Raw genomic sequence first — 12,502 nt, 5'->3', positions numbered from 1 at the left:
ACTACAAATAGAATAACCATTAACACTTCCCGGAAAATGCAGTTCTAAAGTAAGTACGATGGTATTTTTTTACCTGTAATGCCTGCCTCAAAGAGCTGTTTGCCTGCTTTGACCAATAACCGCTTTAAGAAACATAATAGAATACCCAAATTGCATCATATTTTAAATGAGGAAGCAATGAAAACTTTCTATCTGGCAGTCTTTATTATTACCACATTTTTTGTTCCTAAACAGACACAAAACAGTCGGGATGCTGTTTTGGGAAAATGGACAAATGAAGACAAAACCCGCGTTGTGGAATTTGTAAACACTGGTAACAGTTATAATGCCATAATCAGGAAAGCTCCGGACGAGAGCATCGTTGGTAAAAATCAGATTACCGATATTATCTATAGCAATGGCATATACAACGGAAAGGTCAATTTCCCTAAAAAAGGCAAAAGCTATCCTTGCAGGCTCAGGATAAAAAACGATGGTTCAATTGAATTGACGGTAAAGGTTGGATTCATAAACAAATCGCAAATATGGACAAGAATAAAATAGAAGAAAACAAAAAAACCTTTAAACGAAGGCTTTACCATTCTTTTTCGGTTTTTACCGTGTCCAAAATTACCCTCAATTCTTCATTTTTATATTTAAAGCAAAAATAGCGTAACGGAATAGCGATGAAATCCAAATTACTCATTATAATCCTTTTGATCTGTGCCGGTGGCCTTAACACCCAGGCACAGTTACGATTTTCTACATTAAAGGAAGTATTGGACTATGCTGATCGAAATGCAATCAGCATACAGAGTGCTATGCACCAGGAAAAAATTGCAGAATCAAAGTACAGGGCAACGAAAGCGGCTTTACTACCATCGGTTAATGGTTTTGCCGGGTTTAATGACAACATCATCCTCCAGCCTACGCTGGTTCCTGCAAACCTGTTTAACCCGGGTGCTCCTGCGGGGACTTTCAAAGAGTACACTTTCGGCAAAAAATACATGTACAGCACAGGCGTGCAGGCAAGCTGGGATATCGTCAACTTTCAAAAGTGGTTTGCTATAAAAACGACGGAAGCGACACAAAAGCTAAATGAGGCCAATACCGTCAAGGCAAGATACCAGGCGTATAACCAGCTTGCGCAAACCTACTATTCTATTTTGCTTACCAAGAAGTATATAAAAATATGCGAAAGCAATATTACAGCATCAGACAGTATCTATAAAATTGCAGAAGATAAATATGAGGCGGGAATCTTTACTGAAGAAAACCTTAATCGCAGCAAAATCCAGCAAATGCAGACGGAACAGCAGGTTAGCAGTCTTTCTTCCTCTTTAGGGCAATTGTATAATCAATTGCAGTCCCAATTGAATTCTACAGATAGTCTTATTCTGACGGATGAGCTTTCTGCAGTTCAGCCCGGTTTAGAGCAGGAAGAAGTTATTAGTACTGTCGCTCCGGATGTACAGATAGAGCAAGCCCAATTGGAACTGAACAGACGGCAGCTGGAAGGAGCAAGATCAATGCAATATCCTACATTTACAATAGGCTACCAATTCAACCGGAATTGGGCCATGGATAAAATGTTTGACCTTTCCAGCGCTAATAATCTACCCCAACAATTCTGGAATGTCAAACTGGATATTCCTGTTTTCAATGGTCTGTCCACAAGAGAAAAAGTTGTTCAATCCCGGATACAATATCGTCAGCAGCAGCAAGTGCTGGACAACAAGAAACTTACAGCCCAAAAGGAAGACGACAACCTTAAGATCCAATTCAGGCAGAGTACTGAAGATTTAAAGAAGCAGGAGGAAATTCTGAGACTCCAATACAGGAATGACAACCATTCAAAAAACAGGTACGAAAGTGGCATTATCGGGCTGGATGAACGGTTGGATAAATTCAAGGATTTACTTCAGGAGCAAAACCAGTATATGCAAAATCTCAGTAATTATTACATCAATTATTATACGCTTTACATCCGAAAGCTGTTCTAACTTTAAATTTTTAACCATAAACAATGAAAGCAAATAGCATCATAACCATTATACCGTTGCTGTTAATATGCCTCAGCTTTACGGCATGTAACAAGCAAGAGGAAATGCATCCTTTAAGAAAAAGCCTGCAACAAGCTGTATTTGCGAGTGGACACCTGGAACAGGAAAATGAATACGTTATTGCGAGTACGGCGGATGGGATTATTAGGGAGCTGAATATTCATGAAGGGGATAATGTGACGGCAGACCAGATACTGGTGCGCATAAAAAGCGACGTACAGGATGCGCAATTGCGGGATGCACAGATTGCATACAATGATGCCCTGCAAAATGCAACTCCGGATGCACCACAGTTATTACAGATTCAGTCACAGATCGATATCGCCAGAAAGCAGCTTAATCAGGACAAACTGAATTACGAGCGTTATGCAGCTTTAAGAAAGAAAAATTCAGTGTCACCGCTTGATCTTGAAAAGGCCGAACTACAATACAAAACTTCGCAAGCTAACCTTCAGATATTGGAGAAGAATTATATTCAGATACAGAATGCTCTTCGATTAAATGCTAACAGAGGTTTGCAACAGGTCAAAACACAACAGGCGATGTTAAGCGAGTATGTGGTCAAAGCAGATAAACCGGGTATTGTATTAGATGTTTTTAAAAAGAAAGGGGAATTGGTAGGTAAAGGCGAGGTGATCGCCAAGATTGGTAGCGGTAAACACATCCTGAAACTCTTTGTTGCAGAAGATGATATTACCAAGATCAGTATCGGGCAGCAGGTCATCGTGCAAATGAATAATTACCCGGACACCACGTTCACGGCTTCCATTATCAGAATACTTCCTGAATTCAACCAGACAGAGCAATCCTATATTGCAGAAGCTGTATTTGTGAATCCACCGAAACTGCTGCTCTCGGGAACACAGTTGCAGGCAAATATTAATCAGGCAACTATCAGAAATGTTTTGGTCATTCCATCATCAGCTCTGGTGAGAGGTCGTTTTGTAGAGCTAAAGGACGGAACAGAAAGAGCCATCAAAACCGGGCAAAATTTAGGAAGTTGGGTAGAGGTAAAATCAGGGCTAACCGAACAGGATATTATTCTTTTACCTAAGGAAAAAAAGACAAAATAAAGGGTACGGATACTTGGCTAACCGTAGCGAAAGCTTATTAAAAAGAAAAGAAATGATGAGCGTAAATACAAAAATATCCTGGGTGCATCTTACCTCAAAAGTAAGACAGCTGATTGTTGCAGTACTAAGCGTCACATTTGGTATTTCAATGTACATTTTTATGAATAGTTTCATGAACGGTGTAAACAGCGCACAAACTGAAATTACGTTTACGTCAATGGCCCATATAAAGGTGTATAATGATCTGGGGGGATCTCCTTCAAAAGCTTTTCTATTGAATAGCAGCAATGACACCATCCGTAATGTAAGTAATGTAAAACACATCAATTATACTGAAGGAATAAGAAATGCGGATGAGGTAAAACAGTTACTGCAAAAAAACATGGAAATTGTTGCTGTTACCGAACAGGTGAACCAGAATGTGTTTTTCAGAAATGGGGTAACCAAAATAAGCAGTACCCTTTCGGGTATAGATGTAACTAATGAAATTCAGATGTTCAATAGTGTACAGTATATGACTGAGGGGGATTTGTACGAACTGGGCAGACGTTCTGATGCTGTAGTATTGGGAACCGGGTTGGCAGAAAAGCTTAATGCAGCGGTAGGAGACAATGTTATGCTTTCAACACCGGACGGAGTTAACAAAATACTTAAAGTGATTGGCCTGATACAGACCGGCTCGGGCAATGTAGATAAAAGCCGGGCAATGATATCCATCAATACCGCAAGGCAGTTGTTGTCAAAGAATAAAAGTTACGCAACAGAAGTATTAGCCAATATAAAGAATTACAATGATGCACAAATTGTTGCCAATACGCTTCGTCCTTATATCAGTTATAAAACGGAAGCCTGGCAGGAAGGTAACGGACAATTGGAATCAGCCAATATTCTGCGGGATACCATGGCAATTACTGTTTCACTCACCATATTAATCGTAGCCGGTTTTGGAATTTATAATATTATGAGTATGACCGTCAACGAGAAAATGCGTGAAATAGCAATACTAAAAGCCATAGGGTTCGATGGCAAAGACATTGTGCGGATTTTCCTGATGCAATCCATTGTTATCGGTTTTATAGGAGGCTTTGTTGGTTTGTTATTAGGGTTTAGTATTGCTTCCATTGTTGACCACATCCCTTTCAGCATAGCGTCATTTGATACACTACCGGTTTCTTATCGTCCGATTGATTATATAATGGCGATGGTCTTTGGGATGATCATTACATTTATCGCAGGATATATCCCTGCCAAAAAAGCTTCGAAAGTAGATCCTGTGGAAATACTCAGAGGCTAATGCTTAACACCAATATCTTAAGGAAATGAATATAGCTTTGTCAGCAAAAGGAATAAACAAATATTTTCACGAACCTGAAACATTTCAGGTATTAAAGGACGTGAGTTTTGAAATAGACCGGGGTGAGTTTGTTGCCATTGTTGGAAAATCCGGTTCTGGTAAATCCACCCTGCTTTACCTGCTTTCCACAATGGATACCGATTATGAAGGCAACATTGCTATTAATGGAACAACAGTAACGGGGCTTACACAAAATCAACTCTCAAGGTTCAGAAACGAACATATCGGTTTTGTGTTCCAGTTTCATTATCTGCTACCGGAGTTCTCTGTACTGGACAATGTAATGTTACCGGCATTGAAGCTCGGAAAAAAATCAAAGGAAGAAATAGAAGCAAAGGCAATGGAACTACTAACCCTATTAGATGTCAAAGGACACGAAACAAAGAAAGCTTCTAAAATATCCGGTGGTCAGCAACAAAGAGTGGCTATCGCCAGAGCGTTGATCAATGAACCGGCTATCATTATGGGCGATGAGCCTACCGGCAATCTGGATTCAAAAAATACAGCGATTGTTTTTGATATCTTCCGACAATTGGCAAAAGAGCGAGGACAGACAATTATAGCCGTCACCCACGATGAGGAATTTGCTGCCAACTGTGATCGAATTATTGAAATGGTAGATGGAAAAATAATGCCGTTATAACTAATTTACAGCAACCAGCTTCCGCAATCAAGATTTGCCTTTTACCCCTTGCTAATTGCCCCTTAAAGTTCAAGTTTGAAGTTTGATATACGACATCCATACTTCATATATCTTATATCATACATATAATTTACAGCAACCAGCTTCCGCAATCAAGGCTTGCCTTTTACTCCTTGCTAATTACCCCTTAAATTTGAGGTTTGAAGTTTGATATACGATAGGCGTACTTCATACTTCTTATATCTTATATCATAAATATAATTTACAGCTATCAGCTTCCACAATACAAGGCTTGCCTTTTACCCCTTGCTAATTGCCCCTTAAATTTGAAGTTTGATTTACGATATTGTATCTCATATTAAATATCCGGAAAATATTTCTTTCTATAGGCTTCATACCCTTTTGAAAACAAATACCCGGTACAGATTCCGAAAATATATCCGGAAAGGATATCACCCGGAAAATGCAGTCCCAGGTAAATTCTGCTGTATGCAAATATCAGCGGGAACAGGAAGAACAAAAAGGCATATTTATAGTACTTTCTCAGGATTAACACAATAAAGGTTGTCGACGCTATAGAGTTAGCAGCATGCCCTGAAAAGTAGCTAAATGACGAGCTTGGTTTTACCGCTCTGATAGTGTCTTTAATTTCCGGGTCATTGCAAGGACGCAAACGCTGTACGCTATTCTTCACCAGATTGGTAACCTGATCTGTAAAAGCGATCAGCAAAGCTAAAAACACGATTACCAATAGTAAGTGCTTCCATCCCAGTTTCTTTTGCAGCAGGTAAAACACATACAGGAAGATGGGTGTCCAGTACAGTTGTTTGGTAATGATCAGCCAGAGTCCGTCAAAGTTTTCGGAGCCAAGGCTATTTAAAAAAACGAGAAGTTGCTTGTCCAGCTCAATTATATGCTCCAAGATTACATTTGTCTTTTGATAGGTCCGGAAATATCTTCAATATCTTCTTTGGCTTTTTCAATTTCTTTTGTAATGCCGCTTGTAAAATCCAGGTCTTTCGTAAAATCCAAATCCTTCGTTATACCGTTCTCTTCCGCACTTTTCTGAATTTCGTTTTTAATATCGTTCGTAGCATTCTTTATCTGTGCCATACCTTTTCCAAGCGTACGCGCAATTTCAGGAACCTTATCAGAACCAAACAACATCAAGACCACTAATATTATGAAGAAAATTTCTCCGCCTCCTATACCAAACATTTTTTTCCGGTTTGAAAGTTATAAAGTAGCAAATTTACAAAGTTAGATTAGTTTAACTCCCCTGTTTTTGATTTTTATTAACACAAAAAAGCACTCTGACGAGTGCTTTTTTTATTTTTTTTCAAATTCATCAAACTTGGATTTGACTTCTTCTTTTGGCCAGACATTGTTGCTAACGTCAATATCTGCTGTTTCCAGCTTCGGATCCAGCTGTATTTTTTTAACGGGTTTTCCGGTTGCAAAAACACGTTTTGCTGTCTGATTTCCTTTTCTCCAGATCTGAACCGGGAAATGGTGCAGCTCCTTTGTTCCGTCTTCAAACTGTAATTCAACAATGATTGGCATCATCATTCCGCCCGGTTTGTCAAATTCTACCTCATAGAAATATTTCGGGGCTTTTAATGCTTTTCGCTCGTCTGCCGACAAGCCATCAACATAATCGCTTAAAGGTTTCACATCCTGTATTGCAAAAGGTTTTTTCATATCGGCTTTAAAGTCTTCGCTCTTATCCGAAACCATATATACAAACGGTCCGTTGTCCTGAAGGAAACGTCCTCTTTTTGCTGCAAAATCTTTCATCTCTTTCGTTGGCACATCTGAAACATAGAATTGTTTTACTTCTTTGATTCCGATATCCACATAATCGGTCGAATAAAACCATCCTTTCCAGAACCAATCCAGGTCTACTGCCGAGGCATCTTCCATGGTTCTGAAGAAATCTTCCGGCGTTGGATGTTTGAATTTCCAGCGGTTGGCATACGTTCTGAAAGCATGGTCAAACAATTCTCTTCCCATAATCGTTTCCCGCAGTATGTTTAAGCCTGTAGCCGGTTTGGCATAGGCGTTAGCGCCAAACTGATGGATCGTTTCCGAGTTAGACATAATCGGCTCCAGGAACTTCTGGTCGCCGCTCATATACGGTACGATCTTCGCTGCCGGACCTCTGCTCGAAGGGAAATTTTTATCCCAGCTTTGTTCTGTTAAATATTCCAGGAAGGTATTTAACCCTTCGTCCATCCAGGTCCATTGCCGCTCATCGGAATTAACAATCATCGGAAAGAAATTGTGTCCTACTTCATGGATAATAACGCCCATCATACCATATTTGATACGCTCACTCACATAACCTTTTTCATCCGGACGTCCGTAGTTCCAGCAAATCATCGGATATTCCATTCCCTGGTCTTCTGCCGAGATAGACACGGCTTTCGGATACGGATAATCGAAAGTATAACTGGAATAGCTTTTTAGCGTATGGGCTACCACTCTGGTCGAATACTGTTCCCACAACGGATTGGATTCCGGCGGATATAAGGAAATTGCCATTACATTTTTTCCGCCTATTTTAACAGCCATCGCATCATAGATAAACTTTCTCGAAGTCGAAAAAGCAAAATCCCTTACGTTCGTCGCTTTAAATTTCCAGGTTTTCTTTTTATCGGAAAAGGTTTTGGAACGCTGTTCGGCCTCCGACTGGGTCACTATTACAACCGGATTGTCATACGATTTCTCCGCCAGTTCATACCTGCGCAGCTGTTCTTCCGTTAAAACCTCTTTTCTGTTCATCAGATCACCGGTTCCTTCCATGACATGATCGGCCGGTACTGTAATATTCACTTCAAAATTCCCGAAAGGCAATGCAAATTCCCCTTCTCCCCAAAACTGCATGTTCTGCCATCCTTCCACATCATTATAAACCGCCATTCTCGGGTAAAACTGTGCAATTACATACAGATTATTCCCGTCTTTTTCGAAATGTTCATATCCGGAACGACCACCGTCAACGCGGTAGTTATTAATGTTGTACCACCATTTGATGGAAAATGAGATCTTTTCTCCCTTATTAAGAGGCTTGTCCAGATCAATACGCATCATCGTCTGGTTGATGATGTATTTCATCGGATTTCCTTTGGCATCCTTAACAAACTCGATGTTATGACCACCCTGGAAAGGCTCCTGTAAAAAATTCTTGGCAAAACCGTCAGGAGTCAGCGCACCGTTCATTCGCTGATCGGCCACTAACGGGGATTTGGAATCCGGTTTCTTTTCGTTCTGATCCAATTGCACCCATAAATACGTTAACGGATCGGGAGAATTGTTATAATACGTGATGGTTTCTTCACCGCTTAGCCTGGTATTCTTATCATCCAGCTCAATGTTCATTTTATAATCTGCCTGCTGCTGGTAGTAAGCCGGTCCGGGTGCACCGGATGCCGTTCGGAACATATTAGGGGTTGCCATTTGTGTGTACATCTGACTGAACTTATTCGTGTCATAATGTCCCGGCTCCCGTTTCTTGTCTGTATTTTTTGTTTCCTGAGCAATAGTAATTAACGGAATTGCTAATGCCAATATTGAAAAAATAGAGGTCGATTTTTTCATAATCTGAATCACTTTATTAAGTTCTAATATTCGATAAGTTCTTTTGGTTTACTATTAGTAAGCAAAAGACTCTTTTTGTTACTGTTAACACTCGTATGAATTATATTTTGCTGATCCGGAAAAATTTCCGTCAGCACTGTATTGTAAACTTCCAGGGTGTTTATTTTTTCAGATACCGGCACCGTAAGGTAACAGATTACCACATCGTCTTCTGTTTCTCTTCCCAAAAACCGGATTGTTTTTTCGGTGTTGTTGATTTTGATGCGCACCTTTTCAGCCAGGTATTTTTTTAGTAATTCTTCTGTTTCCGGGGCTTCTTTAGGCGTTGCCAGGTAAATTTTCTTTTTGCTTTTTTTCTCCAGCGCTTTCTCTAAATCATCTGTAAAAATCCTTGCCGTAATCTGCATGGTCTTTTTCTCCGGGACATAGTTCATCTGGAAAATAGAAACATAGAATTTATGCAGGCTCATAGCGCTGAGTCCTGTAAAAAGTACTATCAAAAGTCCGTATCGCAGCATTTTTATCATGCTTCAAAGATAGAATTAATTCTTTTTCTGCAACAAACGATACTCATTACTCTTACTGATTAAAAAGTCGATAAGTTCAAACTCTTTCTGAGGGGCTAAAAGTGCCCTGTTCGCGTCGCCTGCATCACAGTAGGTCAGGAATGGCCCGATCTGCTCTTTTTTAAGTTTCAGGACATTGGTAAAAAAACTATCAGACAGCTTTTCCCTGACGGCATCCGCAAAAATCTTATCGGTAATAAACTGTGTTTCTTTTTTGCCTTCTTTCCGGGTACTCTTAAACAGTTTACCTATTAAAGCACCCACTTTTATAAAGTCGACTCCCGTTAGCGGGCTCAGGTGTGTAATTAACGGAGCTTCTGCCGGCTTGGACAGATAATCGGGTTTAAAGTCGGTATCAAATAGCATTTTCTGGGTTACAGCAACCTTCACATTCCGGTCTTTCAGTTTCTGGGTATCGCGCTCCAGATCGCCCGAAAGCCGTTTTACAATCACTTCATTCAGCTGGTTAACTTCCACCTGTAGTTTCAGTTTCAGTTCTTCCAGATCGAAATCCCGCTTTTCCAGTACTATGAGCAGCGGACTAAACGACAGACTGGTAAAAACCAGTGTATCTTTTGCCCTGGCATAAATTTGAAAAGCACCGGCTTTGTCGGTCACTGCCTTGTTTTTCGTTGCTGTATTTAAGACCGTGATGTTATCCACATCCAGACTGTCAATAAAAATTTTCCCTCTTAGCAATTCTCTGTCGGTATTCTGGGAGAATCCTAAAAAGGAGCAGAACAATAAAATCAGAAGCAGCTTATTTTTCATCGGTGATTATTTTTTTGTATTGCACAGCTAATTCGTTTAATAAAAAGGTGGCCAATGTTTTATTCTTTGCTTTTATAGCCGCTGTAAATCGTTCGTTTTCTACGGTATAAAAAATAAATCCCTGTACATATTCTTCCGGAATTTTCAAGGTATTCACAAAATAATCTTCTTCATACATGCCTTCCAGCCTGCTCCGGAATACTTCTTTTTTCTCTACTTCCAGTTCTTTCTTCAGCATTAATGTTCTGCCGGAAAACCAGTTAAGCAGCGGATCCAGGGAAGCCGAACTGCTTAATCCCAGCTGGGCATCCACACCGGAAGCGGTTTTTAGCTTTCTTTCTGCCGGAGTATATTTTTTTTGTCCTCTGGGAACCAGTCCCAGACTTTCGGAAGTAATTTTCCCATAAGGATTAATTACCACTTCACTCAGCTGCCGCACCATTACTTCCAGTTTGATATAAAAAACGGTTTCCTTAAAATCTTTTTCTTCCAGTTTAATCTTTTTCCCTTTAAACTGAACGGCAGAAATTATCAGGGTATCGTTAGGCTGGGCATGAATGGCAAAATATCCTCCATTCTCTGTTACTACTGCCTTTTCCGTATTTTTATTAATCACATGCACCCCATCGAGATCGGTAGAATTCGCCATGATCTTACCTTTCAGAACGGTTTGGCTCTGCGACCATGAAGTTACAGAAAATAGCAACAAAAACAAAGGAAATATTCTTTTCATATTGAGTATCAGGAAAAAAATCCGGCGGGCAACAACTTATTCAGCGATTATTTTCAGGTATTTTACAGCCAGTTCCGTAACCAAAAACGTTGCCAGGGTTTTGTTCTGGCTTTTCACGGCATTTTTAAACGGCAAATCATCCAGGGTATATATCCAGAAACCGTCGATATTTTCTTTTGGAATTTTCAGTTCTTCAACCAGATAATCTTCTTTAAACCAATACTGCAGTTTTAAAGTCAGGAGTTCCCGCCTTTCCACTTCCAGCTCTTTTTTAAGCCTTGTTGTTTTACCCGATATAGCATTCAAAATAGGATCAAAAGGCAGCTGTCCACCCAAAAGTCCCAACAGCTGTATTGGTTTAAAATCGCCGGCCGTTTTCAGCCTTCTTTCCGCCGTAGTATATTTTTTTTGCCCCGGCGAAACCAGTCCCAGGCTTTCCGAGGTAATGGTCTGCTTTGCTACCACTACCTCATCGAGCGCTCGGACTTTCACAGTCAAGGGCACTATAAAGGGTATTGTTTCAAAGTCTATTGCCTGCAGGACCAACCGCTGATCCTGGTATTGAACAGCAGAAATATACAGGGTATCCCCTACATTTCCACGAATCGTAAAAGAGCCGTTCTTATCGGACATAACCGTTTTTTTAGTCTGTTTATTCGCAATCGTAATTCCTTCGAGTTCGCCTGCTTTCCCGGCAGTTAATTTTCCTTTAAGCGCCTTTTCATTCTGAGAAAAGACTAAAGACGAACAGGACAGTAAAAAAAGGAGTAATGGTTGCTTCATTCAGATTCTTATAATATGCAATAAATAGCGGTTAACAGGGTAAAAGTATCGGCTTATTCTCAAAATTTATTGCCAACAACTTGGTAAAATTATGTTAATTATACGAATTTCGAATTCGCACCGATTTCTAATAAAACGTATCTTTGAATGATTAGAACTCACAACAATGAAGAAAATAATAATTGCAAGCACCTCAACGCTGCACAGCGGAAGCTATTTAGAATACCTGCTTCCTGCGCTTCAATCGCATTTTACAGCCGTAAAAACACTGCTTTTCATCCCTTACGCAAGGCCGGGCGGTATTTCTCACGAAGATTATACCCAAAAAGTAAGCGAGGCTTTTTCAAAAATCAATATAGCGGTAAAAGGCCTACACGAATTTGAAGATCCCATCGAAGCCGTAGCAAAAGCAGAAGGAATTTTTACCGGCGGCGGCAATACCTTTTTACTGGTAAGCCAATTATACCAGACCAAAGTTATCGGCGCTCTTGAGACAGCCGTAAAAAACGGCACACCCTATTTAGGCACTTCGGCAGGAAGCAATATCTGCGGTTTAACAATGGGAACCACTAATGACATGCCTATTGTTTATCCGCCAAGTTTCAAAACACTGGGTTTTGTTCCATTTAACATCAATCCACATTATCTGGATCCGGATGTAAATTCCACACATATGGGTGAAACCCGCGAAACCCGGATTAACGAATTTCATCATTTCAATACCCAGCCGGTACTGGGATTAAGAGAAGGAAGCTGGCTTGTTGTAAACAACGACACCATTACATTAAAAGGTGACTTAACGGCCCGTTTGTTCCGACGCAACCAGCAGCCGGAAGAAATGGCAACAGGAAGCGATTTAAGCCATTTACGATAAGGCTATAAAACAAAAAACCCGAAACTTAGTTTCGGGTTTTCTTTTGGAGCGGAAGACGAGGCT

General features: G+C 40.2%; 13 protein-coding genes. 6 read left to right on the top strand and 7 right to left on the bottom strand.

Annotated features, from left to right (window positions below; translation table 11 throughout):
* Positions 1-177: 177 nt before the first annotated feature.
* From B3394_RS05345 to B3394_RS05325, 5 genes are all read left to right on the top strand, one after another.
* Positions 178-543: a DUF2147 domain-containing protein gene (locus B3394_RS05345; RefSeq protein WP_286913839.1), complete on the top strand. Its 366-nt coding sequence runs from the start codon at positions 178-180 to the stop codon at positions 541-543.
* Positions 544-665: 122 nt separating this feature from the next.
* Complete coding sequence (locus tag B3394_RS05340; RefSeq protein WP_286913836.1) at positions 666-1,982, top strand: TolC family protein; 1,317 nt, start codon at positions 666-668, stop codon at positions 1,980-1,982.
* Positions 1,983-2,005: 23 nt separating this feature from the next.
* Positions 2,006-3,115 carry an efflux RND transporter periplasmic adaptor subunit gene (locus tag B3394_RS05335; protein ID WP_286913830.1) on the top strand — a complete coding sequence of 370 codons (1,110 nt, stop codon included), beginning with the start codon at positions 2,006-2,008 and terminating at the stop codon, positions 3,113-3,115.
* 52 nt (positions 3,116-3,167) lie between these two features.
* Positions 3,168-4,409 (top strand): ABC transporter permease, encoded by a 1,242-nt coding sequence (locus B3394_RS05330; RefSeq protein ID WP_286913828.1) that lies wholly within the window; start codon positions 3,168-3,170, stop codon positions 4,407-4,409.
* Between the two features lie 25 nt (positions 4,410-4,434).
* The gene (locus tag B3394_RS05325) at positions 4,435-5,112 is read left to right on the top strand and encodes an ABC transporter ATP-binding protein (protein ID WP_273245069.1); all 678 of its coding nucleotides are present in this window, start codon (positions 4,435-4,437) and stop codon (positions 5,110-5,112) included.
* A gap of 358 nt (positions 5,113-5,470) precedes the next feature.
* On the opposite strand, the gene B3394_RS05320 is transcribed toward B3394_RS05325, so the two are convergent.
* From B3394_RS05320 to B3394_RS05290, 7 genes are all read right to left on the bottom strand, one after another.
* Positions 5,471-6,037 (bottom strand): phosphatase PAP2 family protein, encoded by a 567-nt coding sequence (locus tag B3394_RS05320; protein ID WP_286913998.1) that lies wholly within the window; start codon positions 6,035-6,037, stop codon positions 5,471-5,473.
* On the bottom strand, positions 6,037-6,330 hold the full coding sequence (locus tag B3394_RS05315) for a Sec-independent protein translocase subunit TatA/TatB (protein ID WP_177730045.1): 294 nt from the start codon (positions 6,328-6,330) through the stop codon (positions 6,037-6,039). The genes B3394_RS05320 and B3394_RS05315 overlap by 1 nt, the downstream gene beginning before the upstream one ends.
* 111 nt (positions 6,331-6,441) lie before the next feature.
* A complete protein-coding gene (locus tag B3394_RS05310; RefSeq protein WP_286913826.1) occupies positions 6,442-8,712 on the bottom strand; it encodes a M1 family metallopeptidase in 2,271 nt (756 codons plus the stop codon).
* Between the two features lie 23 nt (positions 8,713-8,735).
* Entirely contained in the window at positions 8,736-9,239 is a 504-nt protein-coding gene (locus B3394_RS05305; protein WP_286913824.1) for a DUF6702 family protein, read from the bottom strand.
* A gap of 15 nt (positions 9,240-9,254) precedes the next feature.
* Entirely contained in the window at positions 9,255-10,049 is a 795-nt protein-coding gene (locus B3394_RS05300; RefSeq protein ID WP_177730048.1) for a hypothetical protein, read from the bottom strand.
* Positions 10,039-10,782, bottom strand: a complete 744-nt coding sequence (locus tag B3394_RS05295) for a carboxypeptidase-like regulatory domain-containing protein (protein ID WP_286913817.1) — start codon at positions 10,780-10,782, stop codon at positions 10,039-10,041. Before B3394_RS05295 ends, B3394_RS05300 begins: the two co-directional genes overlap by 11 nt.
* A 36-nt stretch (positions 10,783-10,818) precedes the next feature.
* Positions 10,819-11,565 (bottom strand): carboxypeptidase-like regulatory domain-containing protein, encoded by a 747-nt coding sequence (locus B3394_RS05290; protein ID WP_177730050.1) that lies wholly within the window; start codon positions 11,563-11,565, stop codon positions 10,819-10,821.
* 166 nt (positions 11,566-11,731) lie between these two features.
* Between B3394_RS05290 and pepE the strand changes: the two genes are divergently transcribed.
* Positions 11,732-12,439: a dipeptidase PepE gene (pepE, locus tag B3394_RS05285; protein ID WP_177730051.1), complete on the top strand. Its 708-nt coding sequence runs from the start codon at positions 11,732-11,734 to the stop codon at positions 12,437-12,439.
* Positions 12,440-12,502: the final 63 nt, after the last annotated feature.

This window comes from Flavobacterium sp. UBA4197 (genome assembly GCF_002379575.1).
GTDB classification, from domain to species: Bacteria; Bacteroidota; Bacteroidia; order Flavobacteriales; family Flavobacteriaceae; genus Flavobacterium; species Flavobacterium inviolabile.
This window is presented reverse-complemented; position numbering and strand designations above follow the sequence as displayed.